We start from the raw sequence: 21,529 nt of genomic DNA, 5'->3' as shown, positions 1-21,529 counted from the left end.
TTATGAGTTCCACCCTTGTTCTCGCTGAAACTGCAACGACGTATCTGGCCAACATTCCCTCTCCGCCGCAGGGGGTGTGGCAGTTAGGACCGCTACCACTGCGTGGTTACGCGATTTCCATCTTGGTTGGCGTACTCGTCGGCATTTATTGGATGCAGCGCCGCTACGCGGCCAGGGGTGGAGACCCGGAGTTGGTCCTCGACATTGCCATTGCGGTTATTCCTGCGGGCATTATCGGCGGCCGTCTCTACCACGTCGCCACTGACTGGGAGAAGTACTTCGGCCTCGGCGCCAATCCCGCCGATGCACTGAAAATCACCAATGGTGGCCTCGGCATCTGGGGAGCGGTGGCGCTGGGGGTGCTGGCCGCGTGGGCGGTCGCTAAGTGGCGAAAGGTGCCGTTTGCGCCAGTTCTTGACGCGGCCGCACCCGCGATCATCCTTGGACAGGCCATTGGGCGTCTGGGCAATTGGTTCAACCAGGAACTCTACGGTGGCCCAACGTCACTTCCGTGGGGCCTGGAAATTTACCAACGAGTTGATGAGTTTGGCCGGGTTGCCCCCGTCACCGGAACGTCGACAGGCGAAGTGCTGGCCGTGGTGCATCCAACGTTTCTCTACGAGATGGTGTGGAACGTCCTCGCCTGTCTGGTCATTGTGTGGGCGGACCGAAAGTTCAAGATGGGCGGAGGACGCGTCTTTGCGCTCTATGTCGCGGCCTACACTTTGGGGCGTTTCTTCATTGAACTCATGCGCGTCGATGACGCAACGCTGATATTCGGTGTGCGTATTAATAACATCACGTCGCTCGTGGTCTTTTTCTGCGCTGTCATTGCTTTGTGGATTCTGCGGTCCAAGAGCCGCGAAACCGCAGCTGAAGTCGGGGGAGAGCGCGAGGCTGCTGAAGCTCACAGTGCTTCCAACTGACGCATAGCCCGTTAAGGGACTAGGCTGGAGGCCGTGCTTAGACGAACGAAGATTGTATGTACCCTCGGTCCAGCAGTTGCTTCGCTGGAGGGGATTACCGGGCTGGTCAACGCCGGCATGGATGTTGCCCGCCTGAATTTCTCTCACGGTGAGCATGAGGACCACGCTCAGAACTACCACTGGGTGCGTGAAGCATCCGACGCTACGGGACATGCCGTCGGTATTCTCGCCGACTTGCAGGGACCAAAGATTCGCCTCGGTCGTTTTAAGGAAGGCTCGACGTATTGGGCTGACGGCGAGATTGTCCGCATCACCGTCGACGATGTCGAAGGCACGCACGACCGCGTCTCCACCACGTACAAGAATCTCGCTGACGATGCCCGTCCGGGCGATCGCCTGCTTGTCGACGATGGCAAGGTGGGCCTGGAGTGCATCGAGGTAGATGGCAACGATGTGGTGTGCCGTGTCATCGAGGGCGGTCCGGTCTCGAACAACAAGGGTGTTTCCCTGCCGGGGATGAACATCTCGGTGCCGGCTCTGTCAGAGAAGGATATCGCCGACCTGCGCTTCGCTCTGAAGCTGGGAGTCGACTTCATCGCGCTGTCCTTCGTCCGTTCGCCTTCCGACGTCGAACTGGTCCATGCGGTCATGGATGAGGTTGGCCGTCGTGTCCCGATTATCGCCAAGCTGGAGAAGCCAGAGGCAGTCGAGTCTCTCGAGGCCATCATCCTGGCTTTCGATGCCGTGATGGTCGCCCGTGGTGACCTTGGTGTTGAGGTGCCGTTGGAAGATGTTCCGCTGGTTCAGAAGCGCGCTATTCAGATTGCCCGCGAGAACGCCAAGCCGGTCATCGTCGCCACCCAGATGCTCGACTCCATGATTTCGAACTCGCGCCCGACTCGTGCGGAGGCCTCCGACGTGGCCAACGCTGTGCTCGATGGCGCAGATGCCGTGATGCTCTCGGGTGAGACCTCGGTTGGTAAGTACCCGCAGTCCACGGTTAAGACCATGGCTCGCATCGTCACCGCCGCTGAGCGCGAGGGGGAAGTTCCTGCGCTGACCCACATGCCTCGCACGAAGCGTGGTGTGATTTCCTACGCAGCTCGCGATATCGGTGAGCGCTTGAATGCCCGCGCTATGGTTGCTTTCACCACCTCGGGTGATACCGCTCGCCGTGTGGCACGCTTGCACTCTCGCCTGCCGCTGCTGGTATTCACTCCGAATCAGCAGGTTCGTTCGCAGCTTGCGCTGACGTGGGGTGCGGAGACCTTCTTGGTGCGCGAGGTTAACAGCACGGATGAGATCATGCAGGTCATCGATGAGCAGCTCTTGACCATGGAAAACTACAACGCTGGCGACACGCTGGTCGTTGTTGCTGGTACCCCTCCAGGAAATGAGGGCAATACCAACATGATTCACGTCCACGTTATTGGCGAGGACGCACGCTAGCTCTCTGGCGCGTTTGAAAAAGCCGGTAAGTCCTTTTGGGGCTTACCGGCTTTTTGTAAGAGCCTTTCGACCTGGGGGGTTAAGTAGCAAAACTGACAACCCGAAAACTGAGCTGTCTTTTTTGGCGCGGTGCGCGGTGGCAAGCGGCCGGCACACAGCCCTTACTTTGCCAAGTAGGACAGCACGGCGGCAGCGGCGGCAGAAGTCGCGGAGGTAGCCGTCGGCTTGAAATCCGGGAGGAATGTCGGCATGTGGTTCGACGGTACGTCTTCGACCACGCGGTCGGCAGCAACGGCGGCTTCCCACGTATCCCGAGGTGTGGCGCCAACGGTCCAGTAGACATATGGGCAGTTCAGTCCACGCGGCAGGTCTGAGAAGTCCTCCGATGCGGTCCACGGCACAGCGTCGGTGGAATCGTCGCCGAGCACAGCGTCCATGACCGGGCGAATCGTGGCAAACGCCTCCGGATCATTGTCAGTGACTTCGCCGTGATCGGAGTACTCAATCACAGGCTCAACCTCAGTGCCGGAAGCCAGGCATTCGCCACGAACAACGCGCTCAATGCCCGCAATGAGCTTCGCGCGCACATCGTTGGAGTAGTAGCGAATGTTCAGCACAATCTTGGCCTGGCCAGGGATTGTGTTATTCGAATTGCCGGACTGCAGCGTGCCGACGGACAAAACACCAAACTCGTGGGGAGGAATCTCGCGCCCTACAATTCCTTGCAAGCGCAGAACGACTGCGGCAGCCAAGTATGTCGGGTCAATGGCGTTGTGCGGCATAGACCCATGTGCGGAGCGACCTGTCAGCGTGATGCTAATAGTGTCACAACCAGCAAGTGCCGGGCCGGGCATGGTCATTACCTGACCTGCGGGGCCGGGAACAATGTGCTGGCCGAAGCACACATCTGGGGTGGGGATGAGGTCTGCCAGGCCGTCGTCAATCATGGCCTGTGCACCGCAGGCCAGTTCCTCGGCGGGCTGGAACAGGGCAATGTAAGTACCCGACCACTCAGACTTAGTTGCTGCCATCAGGCTAGCCAGACCAAGACCGGCCGTCATGTGCATGTCATGGCCACAGGCGTGCATGACGGCGGTGGCAGAACCATCGCGGGCGGTACCGGTAGCAGAGGAAGCGAAGTCCACACCTGTTTCCTCGAAAACGGGAAGCGCATCGATATCAGCGCGGAACAGCACGGTAGGGCCGGGGCCATTTTCCATGACACCAACGAGGCCGTGACCACCGATTCCCTCATGCACTGTGTAAGTGCCCATGTCGCGAAGAGCACCGGCCAGATACGCGGCAGTTTTCTCCTCCGCCTGAGATAGCTCCGGGTGCTGGTGCAGGTAGCGGTAGATTTCCCACTGCCGGTCCAATGGCACTCGATGGGCGGCGATGAGGTCGCGAATGCGGCTCAGTCGTGCTTCATTGTTGCTCACCTGGTTTAAGACTCCTAACTTCTCTCTACTCTGTGCCAGAGAACTACAGCCGCGACCCGTCTTCAACGAGCGGGTTGTATTTCAGCGAGTTTGGCTGGCACTGGCACTCGGTCGCAATGTGGATGCTGTCCGAGATCTTTCCGGTCTCCCGTAAACGGTACATCTCCGGGACAACGCGGTCTCGCAGATCCCATGGGGAGATGGTGTTCAGATAAATCTTGGTGCCACCTTCAAAGCCGGCCAGGTTCGAGGTGCGCCACTTAATCATTACGCGCCACGGCATGCGGGCATCCAAATCGACAGGGCGGTGGTGCCATTCCTCGTTACACGGAATAGTGGGGCCGGCAGCTGCATGACATGCGTGAATCAGGTCCGACATTGCGTCGATCTCAGCCCGGGTTTGCAGCCACGGTTCGCAGACATCTGACTTCGAGAAGATCTCCAGCGTCGGGTACCGGTGTCCGAATCCTGCGAAAGCCACCGCGTGCTCGTTTTCCGCGATAACCAGGTTGTGGCGGGCCGCATAGTCCACTGCGTATTCGTTGTAGATATTCGGGTTCTTGCGCACCGCCTGTACTTCGCGCTTGAGCTGCTCACCGTGCTCATCGATGGCCACAAGCTGCTTGTGCAAGTGATCGAAGCTTGCGCCTGCCGGTTTTAGCCAGTTTTGGAAAGCGGCCACATAACGCACGTAGCGGTTACGTCGGTACAGGTCAGCAATCGACTCGACGGTAAACGCAATAAGTGCGCGGTGCTCGGCAACACTCAATGTGCCAGAAGAAGCCAGCTGATTATCGTGGGTAGCGCCGTCGACAAAGTGGCGACGGGCAACAATCACATCGTGGCCGCCGGCGAAATAGCTTGGGGCGCGGCGCAGCAATTCCTCGTCGGAAAGCGCGCTGATTTCCTCTTCACTGCGTCCAGCGGCGCGGTAGCGCGTGCGAATGATATTGAGCACGTGCTCGCGGCCCTTCGGGTCATCGAGGTAGGCCTCCATACGTTGCTGAGTTTCGCGGTCGGGCTCGAAGCCATAGTTTTCCGACCAATAGTCATAGGAGACGATCTCGAACAGGTTGGGCACGCGGCGGAACTCCGCGGTGGTGTCGAAGAGCTGGTCGGGCAGTACTCCGGTCACCGTGCTGTAGCCGCCGAATACCGATTCGTCGAGGACAACACGGGCCTTCTCCGGCGGGGTTTGCAGCAGGTTGTTCCAGCCAAAGGAGTCGCGGGATCCAAAATCCTCCTCGCTCAATGGCTGCGGATCCGTGTGCTTAATTCCCAACGGCCGATTGCCACGACCTGGGACTGTCCACACCTGGGTACCGGAAAAAGGATTGACTTGCTTCACCGTGCCGTCGGCAAGCGTGATGAGGGGATTGCTGAAAGCCTGCATAAGTCCAACACTACGTCTTTGCTGGCGGTCGGCGCGCCAATGTAGGGGGACAGGGCTTGACGACGGTTAGCTATTGTCTGGCCGTCTCGCGTGGCTTAGCCTGTGAAGTTATGTCGAAGATTGTTTTTCACTGCCTGGTGAAGCCGACCGAATCGGAGGCGCTGGCCGAGGCATTTCGTACCAAGTTGAGTGAGTTTGACCGCGCCGGGCGAATTAGTGACGTGGATGTTTCGGTGGCGTCGGCGGACACTGACGCGCAGTTGGTGGAGCAGTGGGAGCGTGAGAACCCGAAGGAGCCGTTGGGGGATAGGAAGGTATTCCGTTATCTCTTGAGCTTCGATCAGCACGGCGGTTCTCTCAATGAACTCGCTATGGACCTCTCTGAGCTACTGACTCCGCGTGCAGAATTGCCCCCGGACCCAGTGCTGCGTGAGTTCGACGAAATGCTCGAATCTGTTGCGACGTATCCCTGGAATGTTGCCGTATTTAGGTAATTTCCTACCTAATTCGTGAAAAGTGTAAGCCTCCACAGAGTCAGTGATTGGCTTGGCCAACGGGTGTAGCGCAAATCGCTACGAGTTTTCCCAGCAATATGCCGTTGTATAATTATGTCCGCTTCAATATCTACAGTTGCCCAGTCCTTGTGCACACAACCTGTGCCACCGAGTTACGGCAACCGGGAAGTGGTTTACAACCGCTGACGGTTTGTTCTTCGTGGGCGCCATAATGGTTTCGCAGAGAGGTTTATTTTGAATATCGAGCAGAAGGTTTCGGGACTCTATGACCAGATTCTCACCCGAAACGCCGGTGAGCCGGAGTTCCACCAGGCAGTGGCAGAAGTTCTGGAGTCGCTGAAGGTCGTCCTGGAAAAGGACCCACACTACGGTGACTACGGCTTGGTTCAGCGTCTGTGTGAGCCGGAGCGTCAGATCATTTTCCGCGTGCCGTGGGTCGATGACCAGGGGAAGGTCCAGGTCAACCGTGGCTTCCGTGTTCAATTCAACTCTGTGCTGGGCCCGTACAAGGGTGGTCTGCGCTTCCACCCGAGCGTGAACCTCGGCATCATTAAGTTCCTGGGCTTCGAGCAGATCTTCAAGAACTCCCTGACCGGCCTGCCGATCGGTGGCGGCAAGGGTGGCTCCGACTTTGATCCGAAGGGCAAGTCCGAGCTAGAAATCATGCGCTTCTGCCAGTCGTTCATGACTGAGCTGCACCGCCACATCGGTGAGTACCGTGACGTCCCGGCCGGTGACATCGGCGTCGGCGGCCGCGAGATTGGCTACCTGTTCGGTCAGTACCGCCGTATGGCCAACCAGCACGAGTCCGGCGTTCTCACCGGTAAGGGCCTGACCTGGGGCGGTTCCCTGGTTCGTACCGAGGCCACCGGTTACGGCTGTGTCTACTTCACTGAAGAGATGATGAAGGCCAACGGTGCTGACATCAACGGTGCCAAGGTCATCGTTTCCGGTTCCGGTAACGTCGCCATCTACGCCATTAAGAAGGCTCAGGAGCTCGGCGCTACCGTCGTCGGTTTCTCTGACTCTTCCGGTTACGTCTCCACCCCGAACGGTGTCGACGTCGAGCTGCTGAAGGAAATCAAGGAAGTTCGTCGTGCTCGCGTCTCCGAGTACGTCGCTGAGGCTGAGGGCGCTGAGTTCCACGAGGGTGGCAACATCTGGGAGCTCAAGGCTGATGTCGCACTGCCGTGTGCAACTCAGAATGAGCTCAATGGCGAGTCCGCCAAGCTGCTGGTCGACAACGGCTGCCGCTTCGTTGCTGAGGGCGCAAACATGCCGTCCACCCCGGAGGCTATCGAGGTCTTCAAGGCCAACGGTGTCCACTTTGCGCCGGGCAAGGCTGCCAACGCTGGCGGTGTTGCAACCTCCGCTCTGGAGATGCAGCAGAACGCTACCCGCGATTCCTGGTCCTTCTCCTACACCGATGAGCGCCTGAAGCGCATCATGACCAACATCTTCAAGAACTGCGAAACCACCGCCGCTGAGTACGATCACGAGGGTAACTACGTGCTCGGTGCCAACATCGCAGGCTTCAAGAAGGTCGCTAACGCAATGCTGGCTCAGGGCGTCATCTAGTCTGCTAACGTTTCCGCTTTACGACGGATCCTCGGCGACCCCGCCCGTCGAATAGCCAAAAAGCCCACGCTGTAAACTCCCTCCTATGGAGTTATCAGTGTGGGCTTTTGTCTTTATCGTGGCAACGATTTTCATCGGGGCCCTGATGCAGCGAATAGCCGGTATGGGGCTCGGACTGTTGGGAGGTCCGGTCCTCTCACTGGTTGCAGGTCCCGTAGCAGGAATTTTGATTATTAACGTGCTCGCATCGGTCAATGCGATCATGCAGACCATCTCGGTGCGAGAAAACGTCGATTGGAAGAAATTCTGGCTGATTGGCCCGGTGATGGCTCTCGGCGCGCTCCCCGGCGCTTGGGTGGTTCACAACACGCCCAGCGGGCCGCTCCAGGTGTTGGTCGGCGGGCTCGTGCTACTTGCGCTGCTGGTGACATCGTTTATGCCTCAGCGCATGCGTGTCGACGGCCCACAATACGCCGTTGCCTCAGGCGTGGCCGGCGGTTTTATGAATACCCTGGCCGGCATTGCGGGCCCAGCCATTACCGTTTACGCACAGGCTTCCCGTTGGCCAGCGCAGACATTTGCAGCCACCCTGCAACCGCTCTTCTTTGTTTCCGGCGCGTTGTCCTTGCTGTTCAAGGAAATCAGCGGTGACGTATCTGTCTTCGCCACCACACCGGTTATCCTCTGGCCGCTGTGTTTGGTTGCCATGATTGTGGGTATATTTTTGGGCACTCGCGTTTCCCGACGAGTGCCCATTGTGCAAGCCCGAAAGCTCGCGGTCATTCTGGCGACTACCGGCGCGGCAGTCACTATGTTTCGCGGAATCTCCGCAACTTTTGGCGCTTAGGCTTGCTGTTACTTCAACAGCGAAGACAGGAAGTTGCGGGTGCGCTCGTGCTGCGGATTACCCAGCACCTCATCCGGGGTGCCTTTCTCCACGACCACGCCGTCAGCCATAAACACGACCTGGTCGGCGACTTCGCGGGCAAAGCCCATCTCGTGCGTCACGACGACCATGGTCATGCCCTTATCGGCCAGACCACGCATGACGTTGAGAACCTCACCGACGAGCTCGGGGTCAAGAGCGGAAGTCGGCTCATCGAAGAGCATTAGCTTCGGCTCCATGGCCAGGGCTCGAGCAATGGCAACACGCTGCTGCTGACCGCCCGAGAGCTGAACAGGGTAGGCATCGGCCTTGTGAGCCAGACCAACAGTCTCCAGCAGCTCCATGGCACGCTTTTCAGCCTGCTCCTGAGAGACGCCCTTTACCAGCACTGGTGCCTCGGTGATATTTCCCAGCACCGTGCGGTGCGGGAACAGGTTGAAGTTCTGGAACACCATGCCGATATCGCGACGCTGACGGGCAGCTTCTGCGGCGGAAATTTCGTAGAGGCTGCCGTTCTTTTCGCGGTAGCCAATCAGGGAACCGTCGACGTAGAGACGGCCGGCATTGACCTTCTCCAGGTGGTTGATGCAGCGCAGCAGTGTGGACTTACCGGAGCCCGAAGGCCCAATGAGGCAGGTAACCGTACCGCGTGGAACTTCCAGGTCGATGCCCTTGAGGACCTCGAGACGGCCGAAGTTCTTCCGAACCTTTTGCGCCTCAACCATCAAATCTTTGGTAGTCATTTACTGCGGATCCTCTCGGTAGAAGTGCTCTTCGTCCTTATCGACAACGCGAGCATTTGCAAGCGGCACACCTTCGGCGTCGGCAAGCGCGGCCAGCTGGCGGGCGGTGAGCTGACGGGTAGCGCCGCGGGCGAAGTAGCGCTCAAGGTAGAACTGTCCGACCATCAGAATTGATGTGATGACCAAGTACCAGGTGGCGGCGACAAGCAGCATCGGCACCGGCAGGAACAGCGCATTGGCGATGTCCGTGGAGCGGCCGTAGAGTTCCAGCGAGAACGGCACTGCGATGACCAGCGAAGTGGTCTTCAGCAGGGAGATGAACTCGTTGCCCGTCGGCGGGATGATGATGCGCATAGCCTGTGGCAAGATGGTGCGGCGGACAGTCTGCCACCAGCTCATACCCAGTGCCTTCGATGCTTCGGTCTGGCCCTCCGGGACAGCCTGGATGCCGGCACGGACAATTTCAGCCATGTATGCGGACTCATTCAAGCCGAGACCGACGAACGCTAACACAAAGGTATTGGACAGGACAGTGCTGAGATCAACCTCGGCAACGCCCAGGTCAATCGTCGAGTAGATAGTGCCGAGGAGGCCCCAAAAGACCAGCTGCACGTAGACCGGAGTTCCTCGGAAAACCCACAGGTAGAACCAAGCAACAGTGGACAGCACGGGGTTGTCCGACATTCGGAGTACGGCGACGATGGCACCGCCGACGATACCGATGAGCATGGCCAGGACCGTTAGTGCAATGGTCCAGCCAGCGGCAGCGGCGATTCGTGTGTCGAACAGGTACTGGAAGTAAACATCCCAGTGGTAGGCCTCGTTGCGGGCGGCACCGATGATGAACCACAGGAAGAGCACAAGCAGCACTGCTGCGGTGATCCAGCGACCCGGGTGCGGCAGCGGTTTGGCCTTAATTTCTTCGTTGAGTTCCGCCTGTGTGGCCTCGTAGCGGGCGCCAGACGCAGATGAGTCGCTCACTTAAAGTTCCTCTCCGTTAATAGTGGCGCGTTCCAAAGCACCGTCTTCCAAACCCCATGTGGTCAGGATTTGCTTGTACTGGCCGTTGTCGATGAGGTACTGCAGCGCCTGCTGGAGTACTGGGCCGAGTTCTGAATCCTTCGGAATAGCGAAGCCGAACGGGGCACCATCGTAGATATCTCCGGCAAGTTCGAGTTTGCCCTCAGAACGATTGACCGCGTAGGCACTGACTGGTGAGTCAGCTGCCAGCGCGTCAGCACGCCCCAGCACCACGGTGGTAGCTGCGGTACCAGCATCCTGGTAGGCCAATTTGTTAATTGGTGGCAAACCGCGATCCAGACAATCCTGATTCTTTACCGGCAGGTCCTCCATGTCAGCGACGGTATTGCGCTGAACAGCGACAGTTTTGCCACAGTAGTTGTCGGAGCTGGCGTCGCTGCCCGGGCGACGTGCCCACTGCAGGCCGGTATCCAGGTAGTCGACGAAGTCGTAGGTCTTGCGGCGCTCCTCGTTTGAGGTGAAGCCGGAGGCACCAACATCAACTGCGCCGGCCGACAGGGCCGGCAGAATCAGTGCGAAATCCTGTTCTTGGATTTCCAGCCGCAGATCCAGGACGCTGGCCATGGCCCGCATGAGGTCAATGTCGAATCCGATGATGGAACCGGCGGAATCCTTAAACTCTGCCGGGGCGAATGTTGGGTTGGTGCCGATGCGCAATACTTCGCGCTTACGAAGATCTGCTGGGACCTGTTTCGCCAGTTCGGGGACCGCTGCCGGTTTGATCTCTGACCAGCCCTCGGGGTTACCGCTTTCGTCATTGGTGACGCAGCCTGTAAGCCCTAAGAACAAGGTCGCAGTCAGCGTGGCAGCCGCCAATGCGATGGGTCTTTTCATATCTGAATATGTTACCTAGGCACAGGAATACCTTAAATTCGGTACCCCTATTCAGCTGCGTCTTAGGCTGGTGCAGGAAAACCGCACACTTTTCAGACTTCCCGGGGAATAGTCAGCGCCGGTTTTCTAGTTCGCTTCAGCTGCAGCAAAGCCATTGCCAGTGACGTCGAGCGGGCCGACCGCGCCGGAGGCCGGGTCGCTCAGCGCAGCATCGCGGACAGCCTTCGCCACGGCCGGCATGACGCGCGAATCCAGTGCCGACGGAATAATGCGGTCGGCACTCAGGTCTTCTACGCCAACATTTGCAATGGCCTGAGTAGCAGCCAGCTTCATGGCCTCGGTGATCCGTTTGGCACCCGCCTCCAGTGCGCCACGGAACAGACCCGGGAAGGCCAGCACATTATTAATCTGGTTCGGATGATCCGAGCGGCCAGTGGCCACGACGGCTCCGTACTTGCGGGCGACTTCCATCGGAATCTCCGGAATCGGGTTGGCCAGCGAGAACAGAATCGGGTCAGCGGCCATTTGGCTAATCGCATCCTCGCCGATACGGCCGGCAGAGACGCCGATGAACACGTTAGCGTCGACAAGCGCATCGTTGATCGAGCCGGTGATACCGCGTGGGTTAGTCATGCCGGCGACCCACTGCTTGATGTCGCTCAGTGGCTCGCGGTCCGGGTGGATGATGCCGCGCGAATCGACGACGACGATGTCGGACACGCCAGCGGACAGCAGCATCTTCGTCGCAGCGACACCAGCGGCACCAGCGCCGGAGATGACCACGCGGAGATCCTGGAAGCTGCGGCCGGTCAGCTTGCAGGCGTTGATCAGGCCGGCGGCGATGACGATGGCGGTGCCGTGCTGGTCGTCGTGGAAGATGGGGATGTCGAGCTCTTGGTCGAGACGCTGCTCGATCTCGAAGCAGCGAGGCGCGGAGATGTCTTCGAGGTTCACTCCGCCAAACGACGGCGCCAGCGCCTTGACCGTCTGGATGATTTCCTCTGTATTGAGGGTATCCAGGACGATTGGCACAGCGGAGATGCCGGCGAACTGCTCGAAGAGCTGGGCTTTTCCTTCCATCACCGGTAGCGCGGCCTTGGGCCCGATGTCGCCAAGGCCAAGCACGGCGGTGCCGTCGGAAACCACTGCGACGTTCTGGCCGGTCCAGGTGTAGGTGCGGGCCAGAGCCGGATCTTCGTGGATGGCCTCACAGACGCGAGCGACACCTGGGGTGTAGCCGATGGAGAGGTCGCGAATTGTCTCGAGCTTCATGGTGGAGTGGGAGCGGAGCTTGCCGCCTCGGTGTGCCTCAAAGATTTCCGCATCGGTGATGGTCGACGGATCTGTGGGGGCGGTGTCCTCCGGTACTGCGTGAAGTGGCGTCTTAGCGGAGTTCGCGTTCGCAGTGTGGGCGGAGGAGCTAGAGGGGGAATTCGCAGCAGGCATGATGACAGTCCAAAACGTGTTGAGTACTGAGTACTTTGTACTTTGAGAAAACTCGACCGCGGCGTGAGCTGCTGGTGGGCAGTGCGTAAAGCCGGGAGCAAAGCTTGGCAGGTGATACGTAGTGGTGTGCGTAAAAACTAAACCAGTCTTGCTATACGGGATTGGTATCTCATTATATGGACAGTGGGGTGGAAAATAAAATCTTTGCGGTTGGGGGAGCGGGGATTTGGGAAGTGTCGTGGGGCTGGCGGCCGCGGGCGTGATGCCGGAACCCCGGCTTTTGCCGAGTTCGACGAGTCCTGCCATGGCATCGTTTGTGTTAAGGGCTACTCAGCTGCGTCGTTTGTGATGAAGGTGTGCATCGAGCTTGCTCGGAAGCATCTTTGTTAGGAAGTGCCTTCGGTGGGGTGTCTATGTGCTGTCGGGTTCCATATGGGCGGCTGTCGTTGGAGGGGCTCCATGCCTTGGCCGCTTTTGGCCTTCTATTGGTTTGGAAAATGTTGGCGATATTATTTGCCGATATTGAGTAAGCGCTGGCCGGGGTTGAAGGTTAGTTTTTAAAGAGATTAACCAGTTCCAAGCCCTGTTCTATGGGGTAGAGGCCTGGTTTTTTCTTACCTTCAGTGGTGCCTTATGGTTCGCGAATCGAAAATATTTGTGTAGTGCGGAAAGTTGAATCCGGAGTTCCTGGGATAGTTCCAACTGACGACAGAGAGCTGTTCGTTTATTGCAACTTCTACGCAGGAGGCTTCTTACGATGTCCGATTCCACTTTCCCCCAGAACCCGCAGAGTCCACAGAACCCGTATGGCTCCCAGAATCCGTACGGCTCCCAGAATCCGCAGGATTCGCTGGGGCAGCAGTCCTACCAGCACAGCCCGCAGGATCCGCTCGGCCAGCAGCCCTACCCGCAGGGTCCGTCGGCAGCGGGGCAGATGCCTCCGGCTCCGAAAGAAAAGAAGAAGGGTGGCTGCTTCAAATGGGGTGGTATTGCCGCGGGCGCTGTCGTGGTCCTCGCTGTGGCGGCCAGCTTGACTGGTGGCGGTGACACTGAGTCGGGTTCCGATTCTGAAGCTGCATCTCTCTTTGGTTCGGAGACTGCCGTTGCGGCTGATTCTGGGACTGTTGAGAATGCCGATTTCGCTGAGGCACCTGAGGCAGGTGCAGATGAGCAGCAAGGTCAGACGGGGGAGCAGCAAAAGCAGGATGAGAAGGTCCCGACCGAATACAAAAATGCTCTCCGCAAGGCAGAGATTTACGCGAATCGCATGCACATGTCGAAGGCCGGTATTTATGATCAGCTGACCTCGGAGTATGGCGAGAAGTTCTCACCGGAGGCTGCCCAGTATGCAATGGATAACCTTGAAGCGGACTGGAATAAGAACGCACTGGAAAAGGCGAGAATCTATCAGGATTCGATGGCAATGTCCCCGGATGCTGTTTACGAGCAGCTGACGTCGGAATACGGCGAGCAGTTTACTCCGGAGGAAGCTCAGTACGCGGTGGATAACCTGTAGCAGCGGGCTTCGTTTGTTGATGACGCCAATTGGCCAGAGTCCAGTTGGATGCCTGCTGCAAAAGGACGGCTTCCGCTTCACCAGAATGCATTTGCTGCACACTGAACGGCTGTTGGTGAAGCGGAAACCGTCTTGGCAGTTTTAATGTGTGACCGGGCAGTTGAGCGAGTGTCTGCAGCACAACTTCGGCGCGGTACAATTCGTGCCGTTTATCAACCGCGCCCGCATCGGCGACCGCGGCGGCAAATCAGAAGTAACCGCGACACTGCGCCGCTACGCAGACGCAGCCACCTATCTTGCAGAAGACATCGCTGAGTTTCGAGTCTCCATCATAGAAGAGCAGCGGCAAGCTTTGTTGAGTGGGATTTCCGAGTACGCCGATGGCGATGAAGAAGTTTTCAGAGCGTATGCTCGCCTGTTGAAATCAACGGACTCAAAAGCCATGGAGTAGCCACATTCGCGGGGTGCGAGTCCCTGCCATGGCACTGCCCCGTTCACTCAATCGGTAGTGGCGGGGTTTTCTTATTCCCAAAAACAGATTCACCCAGGAGTTAACGCAGGATTCAGCAGGCAATACGTGGCTCTTTTTTGGCTCATTTTTGGTGCAAAATACCCGTGAAAGTGCGTGAAAAAGAGTGAAAGATAGTGAATACGCAGACAAGCAAAAACCCGCCCCCACCAGGCTAAAAGCCAGGTGAAAGCGGGTTTTAAAATCGTGCCCCCGGTGAGACTCGAACTCACACTGGACGGGTTTTGAATCCGTTGCCTCTGCCAATTGGGCTACAGGGGCGCAAAGCCGTCGATAAGCGAAAATGCTCTATCGAAGCGACTTTGACTAGTTTAGTCCATCGACCCCGAATTAGAAAAACGGCGCTGCGCATAAGCGACGACGCTGACGATTGCGGCGCCGAGAATGAAGAGCCCGAGGGCGAGTCCCCAGTCGGAGCCGATGCCCTGGAGCTCGTTGTTTTCGGTCTGCCACGGCCAGAGAGCGCGCAGTGAACCGAGCATGAGGCCGGACATGGCGACCAACGTGAGCGCCTGGTGCGTACTCAGCAGCCATTCGAGGAGGCGGATGAACAGGACGATGCCGATCAGCGCGCCGACGAAGAACGTGCCGATGTAGGCGAAGTCACGGTCGTGAATTGCGCCCATGGTCGGTGCGTAGAGTCCGATGACCAGTAGGAAGAAAGAGCCCGAAACGCCCGGCAGAACCAGTGCCCACACGGCAATCGAGGCGGCGATGAGTACGAGCCAGAGAGGCGGCTGCGTCGGTGCGGCCTGTGGCAGGGAAGTAAGCGCGAACAGGGCGATGCTGAAGAACAGGAAGACGGCGATGGCCTTGCCGCGCATGCCCGGCTGACGCAGAGCGCCTGGCGGTAGCTCGTTCAGCGGCATGGTGATCGAGGCGGCGATCATGCCCATGAACAGTGCTCGGGAAGCGACTGGTTGGTTGGTGACGAAGTTCTCCATGACGCCTGCCATGGAGAAGACCACGGCAACCATGCCGATAGCCACCGGGATGAGCAGCCACCAGTCGATTCTGCGCAGGTCCTCCTTGAAGGTGCCCTTCGAAATTGCCCGCGGCAGGTCGGTGATGCGCTTTGCCGATTCAATCAGGCGTCCGTAGATGCCCGTGATCAGCGCAAGGGTGCCGCCGGAGACCCCCGGAATCGTCTCGGCGAGACCAATGAGGCCACCGCGAACTGCGTTGGCGATGACACCCAGCGGGGTCGGCTTCGGGATTTCAGAGTAGGGGCTCGTGGTCGGCAGCGTGGTCGACTCTGCGCCAGGAGCGCTCGTATTTTCAGTAGACATCGCAGGCCATTGTATGTCTTCCACCTGAGAAGAAGCATATTTCCGTGTGTGTATTGGTGGCTTCGGGGTGCGATTAAGGACACAAAACAAAAAGCAGCGCCTGGGGCGGCGCTGCTGATTCAGTGAGTTACGCAGGAATAGTCGGTGGGCAGTGGGCAGTGGAGCTGCTTTCTTAGCCGTGCTCGGTTCTTAGCCGTGCTCGATAATCTGCTGCAGGCAGTTACCCAGGGCCTCAACCGAAATCCTCGGCGCGTTGGCCTCATCGATCAGACCAGTATCAGAAAGAACTAGGTATCCGACGCAGAGGGAAATAGCCATCTGGCTGCGGTGCACAGCAGCATCGTGGCTAACGTCTTCCGGTCCGTCCTCTTCGACGCGGCGAATCAAGTCATCTGCAACAGCTTCATTGAACCGCTCGGCAATGACTTTTGCGGTTTCCTCGGAGTCGAGGGATCCGACAATCAGCGGAATCATGGATTGTCCGGCCATTCCTTGACCAGTCAAAATAGCGCTGGCCATCCGCTGGCCAAGTTCATTGAAGGGAGCTCGGCTGAGTGTGCCTTTGAACTGGCTGAAGTCAATCAGTTCGGCCATGAGACCTTCTTTGGAGCCGAAGTACTTGATGATGAGCGGCGCGCTAACGCCCGCATCGCTGGCAATTTCCTTCAGCGGCACGCTTCGCAAAGGCTTGCGCGCGAAGTGCCGAGCTGCAGCCGCGATGATGCGCTCGCGGGTGGACTGGGCGCTCCGTTGGAAATCGGTCGAATCGAACTCACTCATGCTGAAGAGTCTAAAGCCATGAAAGCGTAACTACGCCAATTGATTTCAGAGGTATGCGCAGGACGTGGTGATATGTTTTCGCGGCCACCTCAAAGAGGGGGTAATTTCTAGGTGCCTCATTTGGGGCGGGTTCCGTGCATGTTGTTGACCAATCGCTGGAAAATATGGAAAAACTCCAGGAAAATAAGGCGAATATTAAAGTTGGATTACAGCATTTCGGAAACTGAAACCAGGTGCCAAGCGACGCTCGAGAGGCTCACTCTTGCGAATCACTGTTCAGGTGGGCTAAGGGGCTACTGAACCCGTTTCAAAATACAGCCTGATTACCGTAATTATTGTTCACTGAAGCTGGTCGGCCAACAGCTCATCCTCCGCAGCTCGCGATTCCTCAGCGCGCATCTCAGTTTTCCTACGCTGTTCAATATTTTCCTACACTGGGATGTCATGAAGAAGACCCTCATGCTTATCGACGGTCATTCCATGGCCTTCCGCGCGTTCTTTGCCCTTCCGGTGGATAATTTCTCAACCACCGGTGGTCAGACAACGAATGCGGTGTACGGCTTCCTTTCTATGCTGTCCAATATCCTCAGCGAGGAAAAGCCCACGCACGTGGCGGTCGCCTTCGACGTCGCCCGCGAGACCTTCCGCAACGAGATCTTCCCGGAGTATAAGGCTCAGCGTGAGAAGACTCCTGAGGAATTCCGTGGTCAGGTGCCGCTTATTCAGCAGGTGCTGAAAGAGATGGGCATCGTCACGCTGGAAAAGGACAACTATGAGGCCGACGACATTATCGCGACTTTGGCTACCCAAGCCAAGCCTGAGGGCTTCGAAACGCTCATCGTCACCGGTGACCGTGACTCGTTCCAGTTGGTCAACGACACCACCACGGTGCTTTATCCAATGCGCGGCGTCACCACGCTGCATCGCTTCACGCCTGCTGCTATCGAGAAGAAGTACGGTCTGACGCCGACTCAGTACCCGGACTTCGCTGCTCTCCGCGGCGACCCCTCCGACAACCTCCCGGGCATTCCGGGGGTCGGCGAGAAGACCGCGACGAAGTGGATCGTTCAGTACGGCACGCTGGCAAACCTCATCGACCACGCTGACGAAATCCGCGGCAAAGTCGGCGATAACTTCCGCGAGCGCGTCGCAAACGTCCAGCTGAACCGCGACATCACCGAAATGGTCAAGGACCTGCCCTTGCCATACGGTCCGAACGAGCTCGAGCTCCGTCCCGCCGACGCCCAGGGAATCATCGACTTCTTCGACCGCCTCGAATTCGGCGACAACCTTCGCGAGCGCGTGTTCCGCACCCTTTCCATCGAAGGCGCGGGCGTCACCGCCTCCACCAGCGACAGTGCGACAAAGCTCGAGGCTGTTTCGCTTGACGACGGCGCCCTGGCTGCCTGGCTCGATAATCTGCACGAGCCGGCCGCGTTGCAGGTCGGGGAGCACACCCTGATGATTGGCTCCGCAGATGAGAAGGGCAAGACCTCCGGCCAGGCTGTTTCTCTCGACTTGGGTGATCTTTCCGCCGAAGATGCCGACGCACTGCGCGAGTGGCTCGCTGGCGACCATCCGAAGCTGGTGCATGACTCTAAAACGGCCATGCATGCACTCTGGAACTACGACTTCGAGCTGGCCGGGGTCATCCACGACACCTTCCTGGCTGCGTATCTGCTGCGCCCAAGCCAGCGCAGCTACAGCTTGGACAACGTCGTCCAGCGTCACCTGGGCCAGACTCTTTCGCAGGCCGAGGGCCAGATGACCCTGCTCGATGGCCCGGCCGAAGACGCTTCCCATGTCGCCGCCGTCATCGACCTGGCTGAGCGATTGGCTGTCGAACTCGACGAGGCCGGGCTCTACAGTGTGTACGCCGACCTGGAAGTCCCGCTCGCCCCAGTGCTGGGTCGGATGGAGCGTGCCGGTATCGCTGTCGATGTTGATGCGCTCGAGGAGCTCCGAAAGCAGGCGCAGGCGGCTACCGATGAGGCGGAGAGTGAGGCTCGCAACCTCGTCGATAAGCCTGAGCTGAATCTCGGATCGCCGAAGCAGTTGCAAGAGGTCCTGTTTGACCAGCTGGGGATGCCCAGGACAAAGAAGACGAAGACTGGCTATTCCACGGCGGCGAAGGAGATTGAGGGGCTGGCGAAGGTCAACCCGCATCCGTTCCTGGATTACCTGCTGAAGTTTCGCGAGTCGCAGAAGATGAAGTCGACCGTGGAGGGGCTGATTAAGGCTGTCGCTGATGATGGCCGTATTCATACGACTTTTAATCAGACGGTCGCGGCGACGGGGCGTCTGTCGTCGACGGAGCCGAATCTGCAGAACATCCCGGTGCGCACGGAGTTCGGGCGACGGATTCGTGAGGCGTTCGTGGTCGGCGATGGCTATGAGCAGCTGATCACCGCGGACTACTCGCAGATTGAGATGCGCGTGATGGCGCACCTATCGCAGGATCCGGGGCTGATTGAGGCCTACCGCCAGGGCGAGGACCTGCATAACTACGTCGGCTCGAAGGTCTTCGGCGTCGGCATCGATGAGGTTACGCCCGAGCTGCGTCGTCGTGTAAAGGCGATGAGCTACGGATTGGCTTATGGTCTGAGCGCTTTTGGTCTGGCTCAGCAGCTCGACATTCCGCAGCGCGAGGCGAAGAAGCTCATGGAGGACTACTTCGAGCGCTTCGGCGGCGTGCGCGATTATCTGCACAAGGTTGTTGAGCAGGCGCGTAAGGACGGCTTTACGGCCACGATGTTCGATCGTCGTCGCTACCTGCCGGAACTCAACGCCGACAACCGCATCGCTCGCGATAACGCGGAACGTGCGGCTTTGAACTCGCCGATCCAGGGCTCGGCGGCAGACATTATTAAGATTGCAATGCTCCGGGTCGACGATGCTTTACGACGGGGCGGGTTGCGCTCACGTGTCCTCCTGCAGGTTCATGACGAACTGGTTGTGGAAGTTGCAGATGGGGAAGAGGAAGCCATCAAGGAGCTGCTGCATCGGGAGATGGACTCGGCGGCTGAATTGTTGGTGCCGTTGGATGTTTCTATCGGTGCTGGTGTGAACTGGGATACTGCTGCGCATTAGTGGTGCGAAGGTCGGGCCGTAGTGCTGGTCGGCGGACTTGTTGCGGGCTTGCCGTGGATGTGTTGCGGACTTGAATGTCGCAGCTCAAATCGGTATTGTTCGCTAGGTATGCATTAGCGTGCCGACTTTGCAGCCTCGAGCTTCATGGACATCGGGTTAACTAATTGCCAATGGTGAGATTCGCCGAAAGCGGATTTGGCCCGGTTGTCCAGGTGTTTCTTTGAGGGGCAAGGCCGAAATTGTCCGTTTTTCGATTTCTATCCGCTTCGGAGCACATCTTATATGTCCACTTCTAACGTCCCTCAGGTTGCCATCAACGACATTGGCACCGCTGAGGATTTCCTGGCCGCTGTCGACTCGACGATGAAGTACTTCAACGATGGTGACATCGTTGAGGGCACCGTCGTTAAGGTTGACCGCGACGAGGTTCTTCTCGACATCGGCTACAAGACTGAAGGTGTCATTCCTTCCCGCGAACTGTCCATCAAGCACGATGTCGACCCTGACGAAGTGGTCGAAGTTGGCGATGAGATCGACGCGCTGGTCCTGACCAAGGAAGACAAGGAAGGCCGCCTCATCCTGTCCAAGAAGCGCGCTCAGTACGAGCGTGCTTGGGGCACCATCGAGCAGCTCAAGGAGAACGACGAGCCGGTTACCGGTACCGTCATCGAGGTCGTCAAGGGCGGCCTGATCCTCGACATCGGCCTGCGCGGCTTCCTGCCGGCTTCCCTCGTCGAGATGCGTCGTGTCCGCGACCTCCAGCCGTACATCGGCCAGGAGATTGAGGCCAAGATCATCGAGCTCGACAAGAACCGCAACAACGTCGTTCTATCCCGCCGTGCATGGCTCGAGCAGACCCAGTCTGAGGTCCGCTCTGAGTTCCTGCACCAGCTGCAGAAGGGCCAGGTCCGCAAGGGTGTCGTTTCCTCCATCGTCAACTTCGGCGCATTCGTCGATCTCGGCGGTGTTGACGGCCTGGTTCACGTTTCCGAGCTGTCCTGGAAGCACATCGACCACCCGTCCGAGGTTGTCCAGGTTGGCGACGAGGTCACCGTCGAGGTTCTCGAGGTCGACCTGAACCGCGAGCGCGTTTCCCTGTCCCTGAAGGCTACTCAGGAAGATCCGTGGCGCGTCTTCGCCCGCACTCACGCAATCGGCCAGATTGTTCCGGGCAAGGTCACCAAGCTGGTTCCGTTCGGCGCGTTCGTCCGCGTCGAGGAGGGCATCGAGGGCCTGGTTCACATCTCCGAGCTGGCTTCCCGCCACATCGACGTTCCGGACCAGATTGTCTCCGTCGACGAGCAGGTCATGGTCAAGGTCATCGACATCGACCTCGAGCGTCGTCGCATCTCCCTGTCCCTCAAGCAGGCTGACGAGGACTTCACCGAAGAGTTCGACCCGACCAAGTACGGCATGGGCGACTCCTACGACGAGCAGGGCAACTACATCTTCCCGGAGGGCTTCGACCCGGAGACCAACGAGTGGATGGAGGGCTTCGAGACCCAGCGCGCAGAGTGGGAGGCTCGCTACGCAGAGGCAGAGCGTCACCACCAGCTGCACGCTGCCCAGATCGAGCGTCACCGCGCTGCAGCTGCCGAGGCTGCAGAGACCGCTTCGAACTACTCCTCCGAGTCCGGCGAGGCAGCTCCGGCTGCTCCGGCCGCACCGGCTGCAGACAACGCAGGCGGCACCCTGGCTTCCGACGAGCAGCTCGCTGCTCTGCGCGAGAAGCTGGCTGGCAACTAAGCTAGGCCTCTAAGGGGCTTACACGTCCCTTTGAGAAATCGCCCCGGCGAGGTTTTCCTCGCTGGGGCTTTTTCGTGCCTTCTTTGCTTTACGACGGGCACCTGCTCGGCCTTGTTCTTATAGCGGCGGCTTGGGTGCTTGCTGCATCTTTGGTCCGGGTGATGGAGCTTTGGGCCATGAAGGGGGGCACCGCTGTTGCCTAGGGCGGGCTTACGCTTCACCAGAAGTAGTTTGCTGCACAGTAACCGGCTACTGGCGAAGCGCAAGCCGTCCTAATGGCCCTAATGACTCTAATGCCCCGGTGGTCCTGTCGATTTTGGTGGCTCTGG

17 protein-coding genes and 1 tRNA gene are annotated in these 21,529 nt (G+C 58.6%); 9 read left to right on the top strand and 9 right to left on the bottom strand.

Annotated elements, in window-relative coordinates; all coding sequences use genetic code 11:
* The first annotated feature begins 2 nt into the window (after window positions 1–2).
* Both lgt and pyk read left to right on the top strand, forming a co-directional pair.
* Complete coding sequence (gene lgt, locus HMPREF1206_RS08655; protein WP_016422939.1) at window positions 3–926, top strand: prolipoprotein diacylglyceryl transferase; 924 nt, start codon at window positions 3–5, stop codon at window positions 924–926.
* A gap of 33 nt (window positions 927–959) precedes the next feature.
* Complete coding sequence (pyk, locus tag HMPREF1206_RS08650) at window positions 960–2,375, top strand: pyruvate kinase (protein WP_016422938.1); 1,416 nt, start codon at window positions 960–962, stop codon at window positions 2,373–2,375.
* A 161-nt stretch (window positions 2,376–2,536) separates the two neighbouring features.
* Here pyk and HMPREF1206_RS08645 read toward each other — a convergent pair whose 3' ends face one another.
* Together HMPREF1206_RS08645 and HMPREF1206_RS08640 are read right to left on the bottom strand one after the other, a co-directional pair.
* The gene (locus HMPREF1206_RS08645; protein ID WP_016422937.1) at window positions 2,537–3,814 is read right to left on the bottom strand and encodes an amidohydrolase; all 1,278 of its coding nucleotides are present in this window, start codon (window positions 3,812–3,814) and stop codon (window positions 2,537–2,539) included.
* A gap of 43 nt (window positions 3,815–3,857) precedes the next feature.
* Window positions 3,858–5,207 carry a DUF4921 family protein gene (locus tag HMPREF1206_RS08640; protein WP_016422936.1) on the bottom strand — a complete coding sequence of 450 codons (1,350 nt, stop codon included), beginning with the start codon at window positions 5,205–5,207 and terminating at the stop codon, window positions 3,858–3,860.
* Between the two features lie 110 nt (window positions 5,208–5,317).
* Between HMPREF1206_RS08640 and HMPREF1206_RS08635 the strand changes: the two genes are divergently transcribed.
* The 3 genes from HMPREF1206_RS08635 to HMPREF1206_RS08625 all read left to right on the top strand — a co-directional run bounded on the left by HMPREF1206_RS08635 (window position 5,318) and on the right by HMPREF1206_RS08625 (window position 8,147).
* Window positions 5,318–5,701 carry a hypothetical protein gene (locus tag HMPREF1206_RS08635; protein ID WP_042388759.1) on the top strand — a complete coding sequence of 128 codons (384 nt, stop codon included), beginning with the start codon at window positions 5,318–5,320 and terminating at the stop codon, window positions 5,699–5,701.
* Between the two features lie 255 nt (window positions 5,702–5,956).
* Window positions 5,957–7,300, top strand: coding sequence for an NADP-specific glutamate dehydrogenase (gene gdhA, locus HMPREF1206_RS08630; protein ID WP_016422934.1), 1,344 nt, complete (start codon window positions 5,957–5,959; stop codon window positions 7,298–7,300).
* Window positions 7,301–7,385: 85 nt separating this feature from the next.
* The gene (locus HMPREF1206_RS08625; protein ID WP_042388756.1) at window positions 7,386–8,147 is read left to right on the top strand and encodes a sulfite exporter TauE/SafE family protein; all 762 of its coding nucleotides are present in this window, start codon (window positions 7,386–7,388) and stop codon (window positions 8,145–8,147) included.
* 8 nt (window positions 8,148–8,155) lie between these two features.
* Here HMPREF1206_RS08625 and ehuA read toward each other — a convergent pair whose 3' ends face one another.
* The 4 genes from ehuA to HMPREF1206_RS08605 form a co-directional block, all read right to left on the bottom strand.
* On the bottom strand, window positions 8,156–8,929 hold the full coding sequence (ehuA, locus tag HMPREF1206_RS08620) for an ectoine/hydroxyectoine ABC transporter ATP-binding protein EhuA (RefSeq protein WP_016422932.1): 774 nt from the start codon (window positions 8,927–8,929) through the stop codon (window positions 8,156–8,158).
* Window positions 8,930–9,847 carry an amino acid ABC transporter permease gene (locus tag HMPREF1206_RS08615; protein ID WP_369707174.1) on the bottom strand — a complete coding sequence of 306 codons (918 nt, stop codon included), beginning with the start codon at window positions 9,845–9,847 and terminating at the stop codon, window positions 8,930–8,932.
* Between the two features lie 63 nt (window positions 9,848–9,910).
* Entirely contained in the window at window positions 9,911–10,804 is an 894-nt protein-coding gene (locus tag HMPREF1206_RS08610) for an ABC transporter substrate-binding protein (RefSeq protein ID WP_016422930.1), read from the bottom strand.
* A 126-nt stretch (window positions 10,805–10,930) separates the two neighbouring features.
* Entirely contained in the window at window positions 10,931–12,250 is a 1,320-nt protein-coding gene (locus HMPREF1206_RS08605) for an NADP-dependent malic enzyme (protein ID WP_016422929.1), read from the bottom strand.
* Between the two features lie 757 nt (window positions 12,251–13,007).
* Between HMPREF1206_RS08605 and HMPREF1206_RS08600 the strand changes: the two genes are divergently transcribed.
* Window positions 13,008–13,766, top strand: a complete 759-nt coding sequence (locus tag HMPREF1206_RS08600; protein ID WP_016422928.1) for an Ltp family lipoprotein — start codon at window positions 13,008–13,010, stop codon at window positions 13,764–13,766.
* A gap of 148 nt (window positions 13,767–13,914) precedes the next feature.
* Window positions 13,915–14,217 (top strand): hypothetical protein, encoded by a 303-nt coding sequence (locus HMPREF1206_RS08595; RefSeq protein ID WP_016422927.1) that lies wholly within the window; start codon window positions 13,915–13,917, stop codon window positions 14,215–14,217.
* A gap of 265 nt (window positions 14,218–14,482) precedes the next feature.
* On the opposite strand, the gene HMPREF1206_RS08590 is transcribed toward HMPREF1206_RS08595, so the two are convergent.
* The 3 genes from HMPREF1206_RS08590 to HMPREF1206_RS08580 all read right to left on the bottom strand — a co-directional run bounded on the left by HMPREF1206_RS08590 (window position 14,483) and on the right by HMPREF1206_RS08580 (window position 16,364).
* Window positions 14,483–14,556, bottom strand: a tRNA-Leu gene (locus tag HMPREF1206_RS08590).
* Window positions 14,557–14,606: 50 nt separating this feature from the next.
* Window positions 14,607–15,584, bottom strand: coding sequence for a DUF368 domain-containing protein (locus HMPREF1206_RS08585; RefSeq protein WP_016422926.1), 978 nt, complete (start codon window positions 15,582–15,584; stop codon window positions 14,607–14,609).
* 189 nt (window positions 15,585–15,773) lie between these two features.
* Window positions 15,774–16,364: a TetR/AcrR family transcriptional regulator gene (locus HMPREF1206_RS08580; RefSeq protein WP_016422925.1), complete on the bottom strand. Its 591-nt coding sequence runs from the start codon at window positions 16,362–16,364 to the stop codon at window positions 15,774–15,776.
* A gap of 444 nt (window positions 16,365–16,808) precedes the next feature.
* On the opposite strand from HMPREF1206_RS08580, the gene polA reads away from it, so the two are divergent.
* Both polA and rpsA read left to right on the top strand, forming a co-directional pair.
* On the top strand, window positions 16,809–19,454 hold the full coding sequence (polA, locus tag HMPREF1206_RS08575) for a DNA polymerase I (protein ID WP_081636722.1): 2,646 nt from the start codon (window positions 16,809–16,811) through the stop codon (window positions 19,452–19,454).
* Between the two features lie 282 nt (window positions 19,455–19,736).
* Window positions 19,737–21,200 (top strand): 30S ribosomal protein S1, encoded by a 1,464-nt coding sequence (rpsA, locus tag HMPREF1206_RS08570; RefSeq protein WP_005510285.1) that lies wholly within the window; start codon window positions 19,737–19,739, stop codon window positions 21,198–21,200.
* Window positions 21,201–21,529 lie beyond the last annotated feature (329 nt).

Origin of the sequence: Corynebacterium sp. HFH0082 (genome assembly GCF_000411235.1) — a bacterium.
Lineage (GTDB): Bacteria > Actinomycetota > Actinomycetes > Mycobacteriales > Mycobacteriaceae > Corynebacterium > Corynebacterium jeikeium_D.
Note: the sequence above shows the minus strand (reverse complement) of the source record. Positions and strands in the feature narration are given on the sequence as shown.

Bases quoted from the DNA above. Each gene is read 5' to 3' on its own strand.
- HMPREF1206_RS08580 (WP_016422925.1), bottom strand. From the start codon at position 16,364: ATGAGTGAGTTCGATTCGACCGATTTCCAACGGAGCGCCCAGTCCACC.
- rpsA (WP_005510285.1), top strand. From the start codon at position 19,737: ATGTCCACTTCTAACGTCCCTCAGGTTGCCATCAACGACATTGGCACC.
- HMPREF1206_RS08585 (WP_016422926.1), bottom strand. From the start codon at position 15,584: ATGTCTACTGAAAATACGAGCGCTCCTGGCGCAGAGTCGACCACGCTG.
- polA (WP_081636722.1), top strand. From the start codon at position 16,809: ATGAAGAAGACCCTCATGCTTATCGACGGTCATTCCATGGCCTTCCGC.
- HMPREF1206_RS08605 (WP_016422929.1), bottom strand. From the start codon at position 12,250: ATGCCTGCTGCGAATTCCCCCTCTAGCTCCTCCGCCCACACTGCGAAC.
- HMPREF1206_RS08625 (WP_042388756.1), top strand. From the start codon at position 7,386: ATGGAGTTATCAGTGTGGGCTTTTGTCTTTATCGTGGCAACGATTTTC.
- ehuA (WP_016422932.1), bottom strand. From the start codon at position 8,929: ATGACTACCAAAGATTTGATGGTTGAGGCGCAAAAGGTTCGGAAGAAC.
- HMPREF1206_RS08600 (WP_016422928.1), top strand. From the start codon at position 13,008: ATGTCCGATTCCACTTTCCCCCAGAACCCGCAGAGTCCACAGAACCCG.
- lgt (WP_016422939.1), top strand. From the start codon at position 3: ATGAGTTCCACCCTTGTTCTCGCTGAAACTGCAACGACGTATCTGGCC.
- HMPREF1206_RS08640 (WP_016422936.1), bottom strand. From the start codon at position 5,207: ATGCAGGCTTTCAGCAATCCCCTCATCACGCTTGCCGACGGCACGGTG.
- HMPREF1206_RS08635 (WP_042388759.1), top strand. From the start codon at position 5,318: ATGTCGAAGATTGTTTTTCACTGCCTGGTGAAGCCGACCGAATCGGAG.
- HMPREF1206_RS08610 (WP_016422930.1), bottom strand. From the start codon at position 10,804: ATGAAAAGACCCATCGCATTGGCGGCTGCCACGCTGACTGCGACCTTG.